15 protein-coding genes are annotated in these 18221 nt (G+C 68.2%); 11 read left to right on the top strand and 4 right to left on the bottom strand.

Annotated features, from left to right (window positions below; genetic code table 11):
* Positions 1–10: 10 nt before the first annotated feature.
* Together oxc and OXG83_06925 are read right to left on the bottom strand one after the other, a co-directional pair.
* Entirely contained in the window at positions 11–1666 is a 1656-nt protein-coding gene (gene oxc / locus OXG83_06930) for an oxalyl-CoA decarboxylase (GenBank protein MCY3964751.1), read from the bottom strand.
* Positions 1663–2904 (bottom strand): CoA transferase, encoded by a 1242-nt coding sequence (locus tag OXG83_06925; protein ID MCY3964750.1) that lies wholly within the window; start codon positions 2902–2904, stop codon positions 1663–1665. The genes oxc and OXG83_06925 overlap by 4 nt, the downstream gene beginning before the upstream one ends.
* Before the next feature lie 97 nt (positions 2905–3001).
* Here OXG83_06925 and OXG83_06920 point away from each other — a divergent pair, with 97 nt between their 5' ends.
* Genes OXG83_06920 through OXG83_06910 form a run of 3 tightly spaced genes read left to right on the top strand, consistent with a single transcriptional unit; the run spans position 3002 to position 5710 of the window.
* Complete coding sequence (locus OXG83_06920; protein ID MCY3964749.1) at positions 3002–4018, top strand: amidohydrolase family protein; 1017 nt, start codon at positions 3002–3004, stop codon at positions 4016–4018.
* A gap of 2 nt (positions 4019–4020) precedes the next feature.
* Positions 4021–5130 carry an amidohydrolase family protein gene (locus tag OXG83_06915; GenBank protein ID MCY3964748.1) on the top strand — a complete coding sequence of 370 codons (1110 nt, stop codon included), beginning with the start codon at positions 4021–4023 and terminating at the stop codon, positions 5128–5130.
* A gap of 40 nt (positions 5131–5170) precedes the next feature.
* Positions 5171–5710 carry a Rieske (2Fe-2S) protein gene (locus OXG83_06910; GenBank protein MCY3964747.1) on the top strand — a complete coding sequence of 180 codons (540 nt, stop codon included), beginning with the start codon at positions 5171–5173 and terminating at the stop codon, positions 5708–5710.
* Between the two features lie 41 nt (positions 5711–5751).
* On the opposite strand, the gene OXG83_06905 is transcribed toward OXG83_06910, so the two are convergent.
* Complete coding sequence (locus OXG83_06905; protein MCY3964746.1) at positions 5752–7248, bottom strand: PQQ-like beta-propeller repeat protein; 1497 nt, start codon at positions 7246–7248, stop codon at positions 5752–5754.
* 56 nt (positions 7249–7304) lie between these two features.
* Between OXG83_06905 and OXG83_06900 the strand changes: the two genes are divergently transcribed.
* Genes OXG83_06900 through OXG83_06865 form a run of 8 tightly spaced genes read left to right on the top strand, consistent with a single transcriptional unit; the run spans position 7305 to position 16882 of the window.
* Positions 7305–8462, top strand: coding sequence for an acyl-CoA dehydrogenase family protein (locus OXG83_06900; protein ID MCY3964745.1), 1158 nt, complete (start codon positions 7305–7307; stop codon positions 8460–8462).
* Entirely contained in the window at positions 8459–9556 is a 1098-nt protein-coding gene (locus OXG83_06895) for an acyl-CoA dehydrogenase (protein MCY3964744.1), read from the top strand. The genes OXG83_06900 and OXG83_06895 overlap by 4 nt, the downstream gene beginning before the upstream one ends.
* A gap of 30 nt (positions 9557–9586) precedes the next feature.
* The gene (locus tag OXG83_06890) at positions 9587–10000 is read left to right on the top strand and encodes a VOC family protein (GenBank protein MCY3964743.1); all 414 of its coding nucleotides are present in this window, start codon (positions 9587–9589) and stop codon (positions 9998–10000) included.
* Between the two features lie 16 nt (positions 10001–10016).
* On the top strand, positions 10017–10859 hold the full coding sequence (locus tag OXG83_06885) for a MaoC family dehydratase (protein MCY3964742.1): 843 nt from the start codon (positions 10017–10019) through the stop codon (positions 10857–10859).
* Between the two features lie 34 nt (positions 10860–10893).
* A complete protein-coding gene (locus OXG83_06880) occupies positions 10894–12366 on the top strand; it encodes a tannase/feruloyl esterase family alpha/beta hydrolase (GenBank protein ID MCY3964741.1) in 1473 nt (490 codons plus the stop codon).
* 34 nt (positions 12367–12400) lie between these two features.
* Entirely contained in the window at positions 12401–13963 is a 1563-nt protein-coding gene (locus tag OXG83_06875) for a sulfatase-like hydrolase/transferase (GenBank protein ID MCY3964740.1), read from the top strand.
* Between the two features lie 13 nt (positions 13964–13976).
* Entirely contained in the window at positions 13977–15104 is a 1128-nt protein-coding gene (locus OXG83_06870) for a hypothetical protein (GenBank protein MCY3964739.1), read from the top strand.
* 23 nt (positions 15105–15127) lie between these two features.
* Positions 15128–16882: an amidohydrolase family protein gene (locus tag OXG83_06865; protein ID MCY3964738.1), complete on the top strand. Its 1755-nt coding sequence runs from the start codon at positions 15128–15130 to the stop codon at positions 16880–16882.
* Between the two features lie 229 nt (positions 16883–17111).
* Here OXG83_06865 and OXG83_06860 read toward each other — a convergent pair whose 3' ends face one another.
* Positions 17112–18020, bottom strand: coding sequence for a DUF1684 domain-containing protein (locus OXG83_06860; GenBank protein MCY3964737.1), 909 nt, complete (start codon positions 18018–18020; stop codon positions 17112–17114).
* Positions 18021–18221: the final 201 nt, after the last annotated feature.

Here is an 18221-nt window from a genome sequence, read left to right as displayed (position 1 = left end):
TCCCTGACCCTCAACGGGTGAGCCAGGCGAACTTCTGCGGCTTCCGCGAGGCCTTGGGATCGATCAGCACGTTGACCAGCGCGGGCCGGTCCGAGGCGAGCGCCCTGTCCAGCGTCGGGCCGAGATCCGCCACTTTCTCGACCAGGTAGCCCTTGCCCCCGAAGGCTTCGATCACGCGCTCGTAGCGGGCGCCCAGGGTATAGGTGGACGTCGGCAGAGGCTTGCCCGGGATGTACTCGCTGACGCCGCCGCCGATGCCGTTGTTGTTGATGACGACGAAGGTGATCGGCATGTCGTAGCGGCAGGCCACCTCGACCTCCATGCCGGAGAAGCCGAACGCGGAGTCGCCCTGAACGCAGATCGTGCGCCGGTCCGGATGGACCGCGGCGGCCGCGATCGCGAGTCCCGTGCCGACGCCCATCGTGCCGAACGTGCCGGCGTCGAGCCGCTTGCGCGGCTCCATGTTCGGCAGCACGGTGCGCGAGATGTCCATCGTGTTCGCGCCTTCGGCGACCAGCATGTCCTGCGGCTCCAGCCGATCGGCGATCTCGCGCAGGGCGCGGTAGTAGCCCATCGGCTCGCTGTCGTCCTCGAGCATCGCCTGCACCGCGGCCTGGTTCTGGGACCCGCTCTCGCGCAGGCTGGCCAGCCATTCGTTGTCGGCGGAGAGGGCGAAGGGAGCGGCGTCGAGGGCCTCGTTGAGCTGCGCGGTCACCGCCCGCGCGTCGCCGACCATGCCGACCTCGGTCGGCACATTGGTGCCGATCTCCTCCGCGTTGAGGTCGATCTGGAGCACGCGGACGCCCTTCTTGAAGCGCGGCGGCAGGCCGAAGTGGAGGATCCAGTTGAGCCGGGCGCCGATCAGCAGGATGACGTCGGCGTTCTGGAGCGCGAAGGAGCGCGCCGGTGAGATCAGGTGGGGATCGTCGTCCGAGACGACGCCCTTGCCCATCGGCGTCGGCAGCACGGGGAGGTTCGTGCGCTGGACGAACCGCCGTACTTCCTGCTCCGCGTGGGCGTAGGCCGCGCCCTTGCCGACGATGACCAGCGGGTTCTTCGCCTCGCGCAGCACCGCCACCGCGCGTTCGACTTCCCGCGGATCGGCGAGTGAGGTCGGCGGCTCCGGGCAGCGTGGGGGTTGCTCGACGTCTTCCTCGTCGATCTGGGCGGTCAGGACGTCGTTCGTGAGGTTCAGGTAGGAGGCGCCGGGCCGGCCGTAGATCGACGTGCGGACCGCCTGCTCCACGTAGAACGGCGCCCGGTGAGCGGCATCGATCTCCGCCGAGTACTTCGAGAACGGACGTGCCGCCTCCACCTGGGGGCATTCCTGGAAGGCGCCCTGGCCGTTCTGGTAGCGGTCGTTGGCGCCGCCGAGCAGCACCATCGGCCAGCAGTTCTTCTCCGCGTTGGCGAGACCGGCGATGCCGTGCACCATGCCCGGACCCGACACGGCGAGGCAGGCCCCGGGCCGCCCCGTCAGGTAGCCGACCGCGCCGGCCGCGTAGCTGGCGGCCTGCTCGTTGCGGAAGCCGTAGTACTGGATTCCCGCCTGCTGGGCGGCGTGGGCGATCCCGTAGACGGGGAAGCCGACGATGCCGAACATGTAGTCGACGCCCTGCTGCTTCAGGCTTTGGGCGATCAGGGCGGCGCCGGTGGTCGTTGTCATTTCGTAGCGGTCTCCTGGCCGTCGGCTCCGGGCTTGGGCACTGCGCCCAGCACACCGTCCGCGCGCAGCCGGTCGATTTCAGATTGGGAGAGGTTCAGTTCGCTGGCCAGGACGCTGTCCGTGTGGCGGCCCAGAAGCGGCGCCGCCTCGATCTCGACCTGGCTGTCGCTGAGGTTCATCGGGGAGCCGAGGACCCGGACGGGCCCCCTGATCTCGTGCTCGACCGTGCGGACGAAGCCGCGTTCGACCAGGTGCGGGTCGGAGAACAGGTCGAGCGTGTCGAGCACCGCGCTCGCCGGCACTCCGGCCGCGCCCAGGATCGCCATGGCCTCGTGCTTCGTGTGTCGGCCCGTCCACTCGGCGATCGCTTCGAACAGTTCGTCGCTGTGCTCGTGCCGCAGCTCGGCCGTGGCGTAGCGGTCGTTCTCGGCCATGTCAGGGCGATCGATCGCCTTGCAGAGCGCCAGCCACATCCGGTCGTTGACCACCAGCATGTAGACGTAGTCGTTGGCGCCGAACGGCTTGCACGGGTAGAGGTTCATCATCGCTCCGCGACCGGAGCCGGTGCGCGGGGCGGCCTTCTCGCCGAAGTCGCCGCCCATCGCGATCGCCGTGCGCATGAACCAGGTCACGCCCTCCTGCATCGACAGCTCGACCAGTTGACCCTTGCCGGTCCGCAACTTGCTGGCGTGAGCCGCGCACAGCGCCAGCGCCATCAGCACCCCGGTGCCGCAGTCCCCGATCGTCGTGCCGGGTCGAAGCGGCGGCCCGTCGGTCTCGCCGGTGATCGACATCGAGCCGCCGGCGGCCTGGGCCACCGGGTCGAAGCACTTGTAATCGCTGTAGGGGCCGCTGTTGCCGAAGCCCTTGATCCGGCCGTAGATCAGTTCCGGGTGGACTTGGCGCACCGAGTCGTAGTCGAGGCGCAGTTTCTCAACCACGCCGGGACCGAAGTTCTCGATCAGGACATCGAACCGCGGGGCCAGCTTCAGCAGCAGGTCGCGTCCTTCGTCGGCGGCGAGATTGATCGCGATGCTGCGTTTGTTGCTGTTCCAGTTTAGGAAGTACTCGGAGTCGTCCGTGCTGCGTCCACCGGCCAGACCACGCCCCGGATCTCCCGTGCCGGGGCGCTCCACCTTGACCACATCGGCGCCCAGCCAGGCCAGGGCCTGGGTACAGGACGTACCGGCTTCATACTGCGTCAGATCGAGAATGCGCAGACCGTCGAGTGCTGGCATGGCTGGCCTCCTGGCTGTGCGTTGAGCGCGCAACGATACCCCGGGAGGGCGGAACGAAGCGGACGATAGGCTCCGGCCGCAGCGCAGAGCCCGGGCCATGATCGACGCCGACGTCCACATCCCGAATCCCCGCCTTCGTGATCTCTACCCCCTGCTGCCGGGGCACTGGGTCGAGCACTTCGACAACACGATGGACAAGGGCGCCTCACAGGAGTACTACCCACCGCGGTCACCCGTCGCCGGGCGGCGCGGTGGGCTTACCGAACTCCGCGAGGCCGTCTTTGAAGAGGGCGGCGCGGAGGTGGCGATCTCGAGTTGCCTCTACGCGGTCGACAGCATTCACAACCCGGATGTAGCAACGGTGCTGGCGACCGCGACGAACGACTGGCAGGCGGCGGAGTGGCTGGAGCGCGAACCCCGACTGAGGGGCTCCGTCGTGGTGCCCATCGGGCTGCCGGCCGCCGCGGTCGAAGAAGTCGAGCGCTGCGCCGGCAGGCCGGGCTTCGTCCAGGTCCTGATTCCGGTGCGGACCGAGCATCCGCTCGGAAGCCGCCACTACCACGCCCTGTGGAAGGCGATCGAGCAGAGTGGTCTGCTCGCGGCGATCCACTTTGGCGGTGCGCCCGTCATGCCGCCGACGCCGACCGGCTGGCCGTCGTTCTTCCTGGAGGAGTACACGGCGATGGCGCAGGTGTTCGCGACCCAGCTCACCAGCATGATCGTCGAAGGCGTGTTCGACGCCTGTCCGGCTCTGCGGGTCGTGTTTCTGGAGTCCGGTTTCACCTGGATCCCGTCCCACCTCTGGCGCATGGACAAGGAGTGGCGGAATCTGCGGCGGCTGGTGCCCTGGGTGCGTCGTCCGCCTTCCGACTACTTCCGCGAGCACGTCCGGGTCGGCATCCAGCCGCTCGATGCGCCGCCCGACCCGGCGCACCTGTGTGAGATCGTCGATCAGTTGGGATCGGACGACGTGCTCCTCTACGCCAGCGACTATCCCCACGTCCACGCCTGCGACGCCGGGGATCTGCTGCTGCGCCTGCTGCCGGAGTCACTTGGGCGTAAGATCAGGTCCGAGAACGCGCGCAGCTTCTATCGCATGTCCGAAGGAGGGTAGCCATGACCGTCACCCTGCTCGATCCGTCGACCGAACCCTCGGTGCTGAAGGCCGGGGCGGAACCCGAACGGCCGCCGATCATCGACTGCGACTTCCACAACGAGCTGGACTCGATCAAGGATCTGTATCCGTATCTCTCCAATCGCTGGCGCGACCACCTCGAGACGTTCGGTATCCGCCATCCGAACAGCGGCTACTACCCGCGCTTCATGGACCACCGGGAGGAAGCGCGGCCGCCTTCGGGGCGCACGCCCGGTTCGGAAGTCGGCTTCGCGGCGGAGGACTTTCTCGATCCCTACAACGTGGAGTACGCCATCCTGAATCCGCTGTCTCCGGTGAGTTCGGCGCTCGACCTGGACCTCGGCGCGGCTCTCGCCACTGCGGCCAACGACTGGCAGATCGCCGAGTGGCTCGATCCGGAGCCGCGGTTGCGGGCCTCAGCCGTCGTCACACCGCAGGATCCGGTTGCCGCGGCCGCGGAGATCAGGCGCTGCGGCGCCGACGGGCGCTTCGCCCAGGTGCTGTTCATGGGCCGGATGCAGGAACCGATGGGCCGTCGGAGGTACTGGCCGATCTACGAGGCCTGCGTCGAGACGGGGATGCACGTTGCGTCCCACGCCTTCGGCGCCTACGGCCATCCGATCACCGGCGGCGGCCACGCCTCCTACTACATCGAGGATCACACGAGCCCGCCTCAGGCCGTCCAGGCGAACATCACGAGCATGGTCACGGAAGGCGTGTTCGACCGCTTCCCGAGCCTGCGGATGATCTCGGTCGAGAACGGCTTCGCCTGGCTGCCGCCGCTGATGTGGCGCCTCGACGCCGCCTGGAGCCTGCTGCGCGACGAGGCTCCGCACCTCGAGCGGCTGCCGTCCGAGGTGATCGCCGAGCACGTCTACGTGACGACCCAGCCGATCGAGGAACCGCCGAGGCGTCAGGACTTCCTGGCCCTGATGGAGCACTTCGGCGACCTTCGGAGCCACATCCTGCTGGCCAGCGACTATCCGCACTGGGACGGCGACAACCCCGACGTGGTCCTGCCCTCCGGGCTCGACGAGGAACTCGTCAAGGGCATCCAGTGCGAGAACGCCCGGGCCCTCTACGGGCTGTAGGAACGCCGCCTCGGGTCGTGTCGGCGCCGGCGGCTCCCGCATGAGGTACGTCGTCGCCGAGGCGTCCGAGATCGAATCGGGCGGCCGAAAGATCGTCACCGTCGCCGGCCGTTCGATCGGCGTGTTCAACCTCGACGGCGAGTTCTTCGCGCTCCGCAACCGTTGCCCGCACCAGGGCGGGAAGCTCTGCGAGGGCAAGCTCTGGGGCGTGATCCGCTCCGACCGGCCCGGCGACTTCGAGTATCGCCCCAGCCGGGAGATCCTCTGCTGCCCCTGGCACGGCTGGGAGTTCCACGTCCGCACCGGCCAGTCCTGGTGCGCACCCGAGCGGCTCAGAGTACGCCGCTACGAGGTCGAGACCGTCGCCGGCGAGGAGATCGCCGAGGCCGCCGATACCGAGGCTGCACCGGCAGACGACCCCGAGGCTCCAGCGCCGGGCATGGTCAAGGGTCCGTACACGGCCGAGACCTACCCGGTGACGCGCGAGGGTGAGTACCTGGTCATCGAGATTCCGGGTTCGCACGCAGCGGATGAAACGGACAAAGTCCAACGGGTGAAACGGACAGAGTCCAGCGGGTGAAACGGCCCGCGTCTTCGCTGGCGGGCGTGCTTGTCCGACCTCTACGTCTGCGGCCGAATTTCGAACGCCACGGCTTCGCGGTCGTTACGCACCAGCAGGATTCCCTCGGCGATTGCCGGATTGTTCCAGGTGCGGCCCGAGACGGCTGGCAGCGCGGCGACTTCCTGGTGGCTTTCCGGTGTCGCGCGCACGAGGACGAGTTGACCCCGCTCGGTCGTGATCAGCAGGTGGCCTGAGGCGAGAAGAAGCTGGCCATGGCCGTAGCGGCCACCCTTCCACATGCGGTCGCCTGTTTCGGCGTCGACGCAGGCCAGGATGCCGTTGTCCAGGCCGTAGACGTAGCCGTCGTGGAACACGGAGGTCGAGAAGGTGTTCTTCATCCGGTTGTTGAACCAGATCTCCTTGACCGACGCGGTGTTCGCTTCGGGGGCCGCGTCGACTTCGAGCACCGCAGCGCCGTGGCCGTAGCCGGACGACACGAAGATGCGGTTGGGCGCCACCTGGAGCGGCTGCGCGGCGTTGATGCCGTTCATCGTTGCCCAAGGTGTGCTCCAGTACGTCTCGCTGCCGTCAGTGGCTAGCCCGACGACCTGATCGGCGCCGATCAGGACGATCTGGGAAAGGTCGTCCAGCGTGAAGACCGTTGGCGCGGTGTAGGCGCCCTGGGCGTCGAGAGCTCGCCAGCGAATCGCGCCGGTCTCCAGCTCGTAGGCGATCACGGCTCCGTTCGGGCCACCGGGCGCTGTGAGGACCACTCCGCCCAGAATCGCCGGTGACGCCGCCATGCCCCAGGTCAGGTTCGCCGCGCCTGAGTCCTCGAGGATGTTCGTACGCCAGATCGAAGCGCCGGTCGCTGCGTCGAGCGCCTGCAGTTCGCCGGTGGCGCCAAGCGCTACCAGGGTGTCCCCGTACAGAGCCGGCGTGGCGCGGGGGCCGTCACCGCCCATGCTCTCCTCGAAACGCGCGTTCCAGCTCGTGTTCCAGCGTTCGATCCCGGTCAGCAGGTCATAGGCGGCGACCACTTCCTGTTCCCGCCGCTGCTCGATCGTGTAAGCGAGGCCGTCGCCGACGACGAAGGATGCGTAGCCGCCGCCGACCGGGATGCGCCAGAGCTCCGGCGGGCCTTCGTTCGGCCAGTCCGTGTTGATCGGCTCGGAGTAGCGGCCGTCCATGTGGAGGCCGCGGTAGTAGGGCCAGGAGCTCGGCGACGGCACCGCGGGGTCCAAGCCGGATTCAGGCGTCTCGGTCTGTTCGGCTTCGAGAACGGCTTCGTCGTCGGGTTCATCGGCCGCCATCTCGAGCGGTGCGGTACTGACAGCGGGCGCTGCGTCCGCGCGCTGTTCCCGGTGCGTCTCGATCGCTCGATAGTGGCGGTCCTCGTCGTGAAAGTCGAGCTGCGGCATCAGACCACCCGTGATCTGGAGGTGCATCCCCGTCGTCAGGTTCAGCACCAGCGCCACACCGGCGAGCGCGGCGACGGAGATACCGGTCCACTTCAGGAAGGCGAGGAAGCGGCTTCGTTTCCTGGTTTTGGTCATTGCAGGCATCCTATTCCCTGGCGGTACGGAGGTCGCTGTTACTCTGCCGTCCCTCTGTGAAGGCCCCCACGGTCCATCTCCGCTTCTTGCCCGCGGCTCTGCCGGAAGCGGCCGAGAGCCTCCGTTCCGAAGTTCGGGAGCTACTCGAAGAGACGCGCGCCGAGGGCGTGTGGTTACCGGACGGACTCTCCTGGTGGGGCCGCAACCCGGCGCTCAGCCGTGCGCTGGGGGCCGCCGGGTTTGTCGGCATGACCTGGCCGCGGGAGTACGGCGGCTCTGAGCGGAGCTACCTGGAGCGCTACGTCGTGACCGAGGAGCTGCTGGCAGCCTGTGCGCCGACCGCTTTTCACTGGTTCGCCGACCGCCAGATCGGCCCGAGCATCCTGCGCTACGGCACCGAGGAGCAGAAGCAGCGTTTCCTGCCGCCGATCGCCCGCGGTGAGCTCTCCTTCGCGGTCGGCATGAGCGAGCCCGACTCCGGTTCCGATCTGGCCTCGATCCGCACCCGGGCCGAGCGCACAGACGGCGGTTGGCGTCTCAACGGCTCGAAGATCTGGACCTCCTACGCGCACGAGGCCGAGTACTGCGTCGCCCTGGTGCGCACGGAACCGAAGTCGGACAAGCGCCACGCCGGCATGAGCCAGGTCATCATCGACCTGAAGAACTCGGACGGGATCACGGTGCGGCCGATCATCGACCTCCCGGGCCGCCACGACTTCAACGAGGTCTTCTTCGAGGACGCCTTCGTGCCGGACGACTGCCTGCTCGGCAATCCCGGGGACGGCTGGACGCAGGTCACGTCGGAGCTGGCCTACGAACGGAGCGGTCCGGAGCGCTTCCTGACGAACTTCCATCTGCTGCGCGCATTGGTCGACGCGCTGGATGGGAGCGCGTCGCCGGCGGCGCGGCGCGAGGTCGGGCTGCTCGTCAGCCGGCTCTGGGCGCTGCGCGCCGCCTCGGTTTCGGTTGCCGCGGCGCTCGAGGCCGGCGAGACGCCCAACGTGGAGTCGGCCCTGGTCAAGGACCTGGGCACCAACTTCCAGCAGGAAGTGCCGGAGATCGTCCGCCGTGTCGTGGCCGATGAAGAGGTGTCCAACCAGGCGGTCCTCGACATCCTGCGTCAGGTCATCCTGGCCGCGCCCTCGTACACGATCCAGGGCGGCGCGACGGAGATCCTCCGCGGCATCGTCGCGCGGGGACTGAGGCTGCGATGAGCGAACCCGGGCGGCGCGATCCGCGCCGATCCGCGAACCAGTCCGAGCGCCCGTCCTCGGGCGCTCGGATGGCGATGAGGCAGCTCCTTCTGGACACGGCGGTGCGCCTGTTCGAGGCGGCGTCGGAGGACACAGTCTTCGAAGCGGTCGAGGAAGGCCGTTTCCCGGGGGACCACTGGCGGGCGATCGAGGAGAACGGCCTGGTCGACATGCTCCTGGCCGAGGAGGACGGTGGCGCCGGAGTCGACTTCGGCGACGCGATGGCGGTGGCGCGGACGGCCGGCGGCTTTGCGTTGCCGTTGCCCCTTGTCGAAACGATGATCGGCCGATGGTTGCTCTTGGGCTCCGGCCTCGAGGCGCCCATGGGTCCACTGGGAGTGGTGACGGCGGCGGGCCGACTCGAGGTGCCTTGGCCGAACGACGTCTCAGCGCTGGTCGTCTCGGACGCTACGGGCGGCGTCGGCTGGGTCGCCGGCGGCGAAGTCGAGTTCGAGCGCGGCACGAACAGCGCCGGCGAACCGGTGGGGCGGTTGCGAGAGCCCCCGCCGATCCCGCCGCAACAGTCGGGAGGCTTGGCCTCGAAACAGTCTCTCTCCACCCTGATGGCCGTCGCCCGCAGCGCGATGATCGCGGGCGCCATGGAGCGCATTCTCGATCTGACGATCGAGCACGTTCAGGGGCGGGTCCAGTTCGGGCGGCCGCTGGCCCGCTTCCAGGCGGTGCAGCAGCTCGTAGCCGTGATGGCGAGCCACACCGCCGTGGTCGGCGTCGCGGCGGATACCGCGGTCACAGCTGTCGAGACGGTGCTCGACCGAGACGGCGGTGACGCCACGTTCATGGCGGCCTGCGCCAAGGCGCGCGCCAGCGAAGCCTGCTACGAAGTCACGCGGATCGCCCATCAACTCCACGGCGCGATCGGCTACACGCGCGAGCACGACCTGCACCGTTTCACGCGCCGGCTCTGGGCCTGGCGGGACGCCGACGGGGACGAGGGCTACTGGCAGCAGCGGGTCGGCGAAATGGCGATTCGCTCCGGTGGGGCCGGCCTGTGGCCGCTGCTCGTCGAGGCGCGGCGCGCGGTCCTGGAGCGATAGGCTCCGGCTTTCTCCGAGCCTGGCCTGTCGATGTCGCTGACCTTCGAGCACGTCCACATCATCTGCGAGGACCCGCACGCTTCCGCGCGCTGGTATCGGGACATGCTCGGCGCCACGATCGCGGGCGAGCACGAAGTTCGCGGCGCACCGCAGATCCGGGTCGAGGTCGGTGGCGTGCTGGTGCTTCTGCGCGGCAGGCGGCCCGGCGAGACCCCGGTGTCGACTCGGCCGATGCGGGAGTACGAGGGCTACTCCAGCCACGACGAGTGGGGCACGGACCACTTCGGCTTTACCTACCGTGGCGACCTGCTGGCGTACTGCGAGGAACTGCGCGGCAGGGGCGCGGAGTTCTCAGTCGAACCCTGGGAGTTCGCACCCGGCGTGTTGCTCTGCTATCTCGCGGCGCCCGACAACGTGAGCATCGAACTGGTACAGGTGAAGTAGAGACAGGGAGAAGAGGATGGACGGGGCGAACGGAAACGGGCCGTACGTTGGAAAGCGGCTGAGCAGCGGGAGCTTCGTCGTCGACGACGCCGTGCTCGCGGACTACTACGGCGGCCTGGAACTCGAACCGCCGAGCAGCGGCCTGTTGCCGTCCACGATCGCTAGTGGCCCGGACGGCGACTACTTTCGCGAGATCGCGTTCGCCAACCAGACCGGGCATCTCTGGATGCGCGAGGAATGGGCGCTTTCGGCGCCGATGAAGGCGGGCACCGTCTACACCGTCGATGGCGACATCTGCGACATCTACGATCGGCGCAACCGCGTCGTCGTCGACTACCGGGTCCGACTCAGCGACGGCGACGGCCGGCAGGTCCTGGAGACCCACCACCACCAGAGCTTCCTGCGCGATCAGGAGTACGTTGGCGACGTCGACCTGCGCGATCCGCGGAAGAAGCCGGGTGCACGCCGCTTCGACGTGCCGGAGGGTGAACGGTTCGGAGGCCTGGAGCGCACGATCTCACTCGAGATGTGCGGCCAGTTCTTTCACGGCAACGCGAACTACCACACCGACAGGGAAGCGTCCCGTGAACTCGGCTTCCAGGACGTCGTGGTCGGCGGCCGGATGACGATGGGCTACGTTGGCCACATTCTCGAAGAGCGTTTCGGCGAGGCATGGTGGCGGAGCGGCTCCTTCGACCTCAAGTTCACGAACCCGGTCTGGCCCGGGGACACGATCAGCGTCAACGGTGTCGTGACCGGTCCGGATCCGGACGATCCCGAACGCACCGCGGCCTTCGTCTGGATCGCCAAGGCGGACGGCACGGTGGCGCTCATCGCCCGTGCCGGCGTTGCGGCCTGATCTTCGACACCCCTCCCTGGAGAAGCACCACATGATGCCCCGACCCTTCGCTCTCGCCCAGCTGCTCCTCGCGGTTGTCGCGGCTCCGCTTGCCGCCAACGACACCGGCCGCGACTGCCGCGGCCTGGTCGCCCTGACCGACCTCGACCACGCGATCGAGCCCGGGATGCGGGTCGCGGCGTCGGAACGGGCGCCAGCCCACTGCCGTGTGCGCGGTGTCGTCAACCGGGCGATCCGCTTCGAGGTCACGCTGCCGGACGACTGGAACGGCCGGATGATGTTCAGCACGGTCGGCGGCGCCGCGGGGTTCATCGGCGACACGACGAGCCTGCTGGGCCGCGGTTTCGCGATGGCTTCGACCGACACCGGCCACGAGGGTCAGGACCGCGACTACGTGCGGCAGCCCGAGGCCCTGCTCGACTACGCCTACCGCGGCGTCCACCTGGCGACCGCGGCCGCCAAGCGGGTGATCCAGCGCTACTACGGCCGCGAGATCGACTACTCCTACGTCAAGGGCTGCTCGAACGGCGGGCGTGCGGCGATGCTCGAGGCGACCCGCTTTCCCGACGACTACGACGGCGTCCTGGCCGGAGCGCCGGCCTTCCGTTTCCAGGAGTTCGTGCCCTGGATGATCGGCGGAGCGCGCCTGCAGGCGAAGCATCCCCTGACCCCGGAGTCGTTCCAGTTGCTCGGCAAGGCGTCCCGCGAGGCGTGCGACGCGCTGGACGGAGTCGAGGACGGCGTGATCGACGATCCGATGAAGTGCACCGCGGACGTCTTCGATCTGAACGCCCTGCAGTGCCCCCCCGACTCGACCGAGAACTGCCTCACCGCGGGCCAGCTCCAGACCGCCCGCTACATGTACGGAGACGTTGTCGACGCGGACGGCAACGTCCTTTCGCCGGGGGTGCCGCCGGGCGCCGAGGACGCCGGCGACTGGGCGACGTGGATGCTGCCGACCGCCCGGCGGGGGGCACCGGACCAGTCGCTGATCGACGGCATGGACGTGCTGCTTGAGGCCCTGATGCGCTTCGAGCCGGACTTCGACGTCGATGCGTTCGACCCGGTCGCCGACCGTGATCTGCTCGCAGCCGCCACCGCGCCGCTCGACGTGCTGACGGCGGACCTCTCGGCGTTCCGGGCCCGTGGCGGCAAGCTGCTCATGTACCAGGGCTGGAACGATTATCCGCTCCGCCCGCAACGGGCGATGGACTACCTGCACGAGGTGGAGAAGGAGAGCGGCGGGGCCGATGAGGCGGCGGACTTCTTCCGCCTGTTCATGGTGCCCGGCATGATCCACTGCTCCCGCGGCCCCGGCGCCTGGGTCGCCGACTACGTCGACCCTCTTGTGGCTTGGACTGAGAAGGGGATTGCGCCCGAGCGGATCGAGGCAAGCCGTCCGGGACCGGAGCCTACGTTCACGCGGCCGCTCTGCGCGTGGCCGGAGACGGCGAAGTACAGCGGCGAGGGCGACGTGAACGACGCGGCGAATTGGAGCTGCAGGTAGCCGAGGTGGGGGCACAAGGCAAGAGGAGCTCGACATGAAGAGCCGCCAGTGGACTGCTGCTGCACTCGCGCTCGCCGTCGCCATGGTTGGTTGCGGCCCGGATCCCGAGGCCGGTGGGGATTCGGCGCCCGCGCCGCCTCCGCCCAACGTCATCGTCATCCTCGCCGACGACCTCGGCTACGGCGACATCGGCGCCAACGGATCGACGGTCATCTCGACTCCGCACATCGACGAACTGGCGGCGAACGGGGTCCGGCTGACCGACGGCTACGTTTCGGCGGCGGTCTGCAGTCCGATGCGGGCGGGTCTCTACACGGGCCGCTACCAGAACCGGTTCGGCTACGAGTACAACCCGACGGCGAACTACGAGCGGAACGCCGACGCCGAGCTCGGATTGCCGGAGGACGAAACGACGCTCGGCGACATGATGCGCGAGGCCGGTTACGCGACCGGCCTGGTAGGGAAGTGGCACCTGGGCTTCCGCGAGCAATACCACCCGCTGAAGCGGGGTTTCGACGAGTTCTTCGGCCATCTGGGCGGCGGCACGAGCTACCTCGACCCCAACGACCCGGACGGCCATAGCTGGCCGCGGAGGCAGCCCGCCGCGACCGAGCCGAACGAGATCACTCCGGCGCCGGTCACCGGCGACCGCGGCGACGGCCCGCGCGCGATCCTGGATGGCTACGAGGTCGTGGAAGTCGACGAGTACCTGACCGACGTGTTCGCCGACCGCGCGGTCTCATTCATCGAGCGTAACGCCGGCGAGCCCTTCTTCCTGATGCTGGCGCCGAACGCGCCTCACACGCCGATTCAGGCCACGAGCAGGTACGTGGACCGGTACGCGCACATAGAGGAAGAAGGGGCCCGGATCTACGCGGCCATGGTCTCGTCCATCGACGACATGGTGGGTCGCGTCACCGCGACGCTCAGGGAGCGGGGACTGGAAGAGAACACGCTCGTCGTCTTCATCTCCGACAACGGCTGCATCAACTACATGCCGGCCGTCATCTGCACGAACTCGCCGCTTTCCGGAGGCAAGCGCTATCACCTGGACGGCGGCATCCGGGTGCCTTACCTGGTCAAGTGGCCGGCGGGTCTGCCCCAGGGCGAGGTCTACAGCCGGCCCGCGAGCGTCCTCGACCTGTACGCGACGTTCGCCGCGGCGGCTGGGTCGGACGCGGGTACCGATGACAGCGTGAACCTCCTGCCGTACCTGCGCGGCGAGATCGAGGGACCGCCGCATGAGTACCTGTTCTGGCGGTCCCTGCCCAACGCGGCGGTCCGCTCGGGCAAGTGGAAGCTGTGGCGGGTCGACCTGACCGACCAGGATCCGGCCTCCGTGCTGAGCCGCGGCGGCCGCCTTCTGCCCGAAGAGGACTACCCGCCGGTGTCGGTCCACGGCCAGTTGACGGTGCTCCACGACCTCGAGGCGGACGTCGGCGAGCGGGTGAACGTGGCCGATCAGAACCCCGAGGTGGTCAAACGCCTCGAAGCGGCACTTGCGGCCTGGGAGGCGGACCTCGCGGAGCCGATGTGGATCAGCAAGCGCTCGACACTCGCTGAACTGCACGGTCAGGCGATTCAGCTCTACTTCTGAAGAGAGGCCACGAATGAGCGCAGCGATTCCCGCACTCCACCCGCCCGAACTCTCGCCGGAGCAGGAACGGCGGTTCTACCGCGACGGCTTCATCGTGCTGAAGAACGCGGTGGAGCCGGAGTTGACCTACGGGGCGAAGCGGCGGATCAACGTCATCGCGGGGCGTTCCGGCCGGTTGTTCGACTACTACGGCGAGCTATCCGGGTCGCCGGAGTTTCCGGCGCTCGTCAACGAGTCCTGCTTGGGCGAAATCCTGCGCAACACGATGGGACCGTACGATCCGCCGCAGCGGGCGATGCCGATGGTGCTCTATCCGAGCGACCCGTCACCCGAGATCGGCCACCACGGTCTGCCGGACAACCAGCTTCCGAACTACGGCTTCTTCCCCCATCTCGACGGGCTGTGGACCGGCGCGATCCCGAACTCGCAGGGCGAGGTCGACGACTGGAGCGCGCCGCGCACCGAGCACTTCGGCGCCGGCGACGCGACGGTCATCGGCCGCAACATGACGCCGCTGTTCCAGGATCCGGATTGCCGCCTGTCGATCGGCAGCTTCACCGCCTTCGTCGGCGTGGCGCTGAACGACCAGACCGAGTTCGGGCGGGGCAACCTGGCGGTGCTACGCGGCGCCCACCATGCGGTTCAGGCGTTCTTCCGCTGGCAGCGGGAGCAGGGCGGCCCGATCGGTCCGGAAGGTCCGGGTTGGCCCCGGCTGGTGCCGATGGGCGAGGACGGAGTGGGCATGAACTACCTGCCCCAGGCCGTGCGTGACCAGTACAGCGAAGGCGCCGAGTACACGCCGGACGGGGCGATGTGGCCGCAGCCGACACCGGTGCTGCTCGACGAGGGCGACGCCGTCCTCACCGTCCACGCGATACCCCACTGCGGCACCCGGAACTACGAGGGCTCCGAGCCCCGGATGAATGTCTACTTCCGGCTGCGGCGGGAGCGGCCCGGCGGGGCCCGCGTGCTGGGCGACAGTGATCACCCCGACCGCGGTTGGAAAGGGAACTTCCTCGACTATCCGCAAGGGTACGACCCGTGGCAGGTGGCGATCGACGCACTCTGCGACCACTGGAGCGAGTGGGACGGGATGGCGGATATCGTCGCCGGCGAGCTCGCCGCCAAATCACAGACCTGAGACCTGTTACTAGAGGACCGAGCATGCATGACATCGCCATTCGAAACGGCCGGATCATCGACGGCACCGGCGCCCCGGAGTTCCAGGGCGACATCGCCATCGACGGTGCTGTGATCACCAGGGTCAACGGGGGCGTGGGCAAGGCGCGCCGGGAGATCGACGCCGAGGGCAAGCTGGTCGTCCCGGGCTGGATCGACATCCACACCCACTTCGATGCCCAGGTGTCCTGGGACCCCTACCTGACGCCGTCCTGCTGGAACGGCGTGACGACGATCGTCATGGGCAACTGCGGCGTGGGCTTCGCGCCGGTCAAGCCGAAGGATCGCGACTGGCTGCTCGACCTGATGGACGCGGTCGAGGACATCCCGGCGATCGCGATGTCGGCGGGCATGGAGTGGAAGTGGGAGACCTTCCCCGAGTACCTCGACGCAATCGACGGCAAGCCGCGGATCATGGACGTGATCACCCAGGTGCCGCACTGCGCGCTTCGCACCTACGTCATGGGGGAGCGCGGCGCCGAGGACATCCAGCCGACGGACGACGAACTGGCCGAGATGGAGCGTCTCGTGCGCGAGAGCATCCGGGCGGGCGCTTTCGGCGTCTCGTCGAACCGGCTGCTGGCGCATCGCACGAAGGAAGGGGAGATGATCCCGGGCACCTTCGCCCGCTATCCGGAGCTCGAGGCGATCGCCAACGGCATGAGCGAGGCCGGCGGCGGCGTGTTCCAGTTCGTTGGCCCATTCGAGCGTGAGTGGTTGCTCGGCCTCGGCCGCAAGAACGGGATCACGGTGACCTATCTCTCGGGCGAGGCGGCGCAGGAAGGACTGACCGCGCTCGAGGAGCGTCGCTACAAGGGGATCCGGGTCTTCCCGCAGATCCGCGGCCGCGGCACGACGGTGCTGATGAACCTGGAGGGGTCGCTTCATCCGTACGTCCTGAACTACGCCTACCGCGAACTGGTCGGCCATCTGCCGAGGCCGGAGCGGCTCGAGCGGATGCGTGACCCGGAGGTGCGCGCCAAGATCCTCGCCAGCGATTGGGACATGACGAACGACGCCCGGCGCAACAGCCCGGAGGACGTGGACCACCCGTTCCTTGTCGACGCGACGCCGGGCAGCCTTCTGCCGGGACTGCTGGAATTGATGCACTCCCAGCCGGAGGCGGTGTACGTCCTCGGCGATCCGCCGAACTACGAGCCGGATCAGGAGGCCAGTGTCGCGGCCCATGCCAGGCGCAAGGGCCTCACGGGGCCGGAGGCGTTCTACGACCTTCTGACCGAAGGCGATGGCAGTACGTTGCTGCTGTTCTACCTGGACGGCTACTCGAAGCGGAACTTCGACTACATGGCTGGCCTGATGCGGCACCCGCTGACGTGCAATGGGTTGAGCGACGCGGGCGCGCACGTGGGCGCGGTCAGCGACGCCCACATGCCGAGCTGGAACCTTGCCTTCTGGGGACGCGACCGCACCCGTGGCGAACGGGTCGAGCTCGAGACGATCGTCCACAAGCAGACCGGCGCCAACGCGGCCCTCTACGGCCTGTCCGACCGGGGCGTCCTCAAGCCGGGCAAGCGCGCCGACATCAGCGTGATCGACTTCGACCGCCTCTCGTCCGAGGCTCCGTACCTCGTCTACGACCTGCCCGAGAACGCCAAGCGCTACATGCAACGCCCGCAGGGCTACGACGCGACGATCTGCGCCGGTGAAGTCGTGCTGGAGAACGACGAGGTGACCGGCGCCCTGCCGGGTCGGCTCGTGCGAAGTCGGCCGGCCGCGTAGATGCGTCGCGGGGTTGGATCGCTACACCCGCCTGGGCCGGACCCGCTGGGGAGGGTCCCAGGGGCCGCTCGCGCTCCCTGAGTAGAGGAGAGGTTGGCGCTCGCTGCGGTCGGCTGCGCTCCGGTTGGTCGTCGGACGTTGAGGTGGTGCCGGCCGTCGCTTGCCGACAGCCTCCCTGGAACCCTCCCCAGCGGACCCGACCCAGGCTGGACGTCGTCGCAGATTCCAGCTACGGCTTGGGCGTGAACTTCTCTCCGGCCTCTATGGCGACGGGCAGTCGATTTCGTGGCGTCGCTAGTGGACAAGTGGCGAACTCGGTGAAGACACAGGGTGGGTTGTAGGCCTTGTTGAAGTCCAGGGTTGTGTTGCCGTCGGGGCCGGGCAGGGCTGCGGCCAGGTAGCGACCAGCGGGGTAGGTCGTGTCTCCGGTCGTGTCGTCGGCGAAGACGATCATGAACTCGTCGTCTGATCGGTAAGCCTCCAGCGACAGCGATTGCCCTTGGACCTCGAACTCCAGAGTGCCGGGGACGGTCGGTTCCCAGCCGAGTCCTTCGACCACGGTTGGCACCCGGATGGTCCGAGGTTCGGGGTAGGGCTGGAAGCGGGCCTCTAGGCGCCAACTCGGGTCGGCGGTATAGGAGTCGATGCCCGCGAATGCCGTCACGGCGGGATGGTCGTAGTCCCGCAACCGCACCCCCAGTCGGTCCATCCGGCGGATCACAGACCAGGCAAGGGAGCCGGACGTGAGGAGAGTGGCCTCTTTCTCACGATCGTCGACGAGGAGGATCTCGGTGACGGGCGTTTCACCGTGGAACACCTCGGCTCCAACCGCTGCCCGGAAGTTGACTGTGCCGTTCTCCACCACGAAATCGCCGAGCTTCGGAGGCGCTGAGCCTTCGGGCGCGACGAGGTCGTTGCCGGCCGCGGCGCCGAAGCCGTTGGCGCCTTCCTTCAGCCAGTAGAGACCCGCCAGGTTGAGCCAACCGTCTGGGCCCTTGAGGTCCCCCACCCGTTTGGCACGCCATTCGGCCAGGGCGCGCTTGTATACCGCAGGCTCTGACTCCTCGCCCGTCGCCGGCTGAGCGAGGATGACCGCGGCCACCAGCAGCGCCCGGATCCGATGCTCGGTTCCTGTCACTGCCTGAGATCCTAGGACCCCGCGCGGACGTAGCCTAGGAAAGTACGGTTCATTGAACTGCGATGACCGCGGAGCGCGTCGTCAACCCGTGATGCGCACGTTCAGCGACTGGACCGACTGTTAGACTGCCGCTCGTATCGCTGTAGCCAGATTCAGGTCTTCAGCCCGGGAGTTGGAGATTGCGTGACCCACGACCCAGTC

Source organism: Acidobacteriota bacterium (genome assembly GCA_026707545.1).
Lineage (GTDB): Bacteria > Acidobacteriota > Thermoanaerobaculia > Multivoradales > Multivoraceae > Multivorans.
The sequence above is the reverse complement of the archived record's forward strand: the minus strand, read 5'-3'. Positions and strand labels throughout refer to the sequence as shown.

Bases quoted from the DNA above. Each gene is read 5' to 3' on its own strand.
- OXG83_06905 (MCY3964746.1), bottom strand. From the start codon at position 7,248: ATGACCAAAACCAGGAAACGAAGCCGCTTCCTCGCCTTCCTGAAGTGG.
- OXG83_06920 (MCY3964749.1), top strand. From the start codon at position 3,002: ATGATCGACGCCGACGTCCACATCCCGAATCCCCGCCTTCGTGATCTC.
- OXG83_06910 (MCY3964747.1), top strand. From the start codon at position 5,171: ATGAGGTACGTCGTCGCCGAGGCGTCCGAGATCGAATCGGGCGGCCGA.
- OXG83_06925 (MCY3964750.1), bottom strand. From the start codon at position 2,904: ATGCCAGCACTCGACGGTCTGCGCATTCTCGATCTGACGCAGTATGAA.
- OXG83_06890 (MCY3964743.1), top strand. From the start codon at position 9,587: ATGTCGCTGACCTTCGAGCACGTCCACATCATCTGCGAGGACCCGCAC.
- oxc (MCY3964751.1), bottom strand. From the start codon at position 1,666: ATGACAACGACCACCGGCGCCGCCCTGATCGCCCAAAGCCTGAAGCAG.
- OXG83_06870 (MCY3964739.1), top strand. From the start codon at position 13,977: ATGAGCGCAGCGATTCCCGCACTCCACCCGCCCGAACTCTCGCCGGAG.
- OXG83_06880 (MCY3964741.1), top strand. From the start codon at position 10,894: ATGCCCCGACCCTTCGCTCTCGCCCAGCTGCTCCTCGCGGTTGTCGCG.
- OXG83_06875 (MCY3964740.1), top strand. From the start codon at position 12,401: ATGAAGAGCCGCCAGTGGACTGCTGCTGCACTCGCGCTCGCCGTCGCC.
- OXG83_06895 (MCY3964744.1), top strand. From the start codon at position 8,459: ATGAGCGAACCCGGGCGGCGCGATCCGCGCCGATCCGCGAACCAGTCC.
- OXG83_06865 (MCY3964738.1), top strand. From the start codon at position 15,128: ATGCATGACATCGCCATTCGAAACGGCCGGATCATCGACGGCACCGGC.
- OXG83_06885 (MCY3964742.1), top strand. From the start codon at position 10,017: ATGGACGGGGCGAACGGAAACGGGCCGTACGTTGGAAAGCGGCTGAGC.
- OXG83_06915 (MCY3964748.1), top strand. From the start codon at position 4,021: ATGACCGTCACCCTGCTCGATCCGTCGACCGAACCCTCGGTGCTGAAG.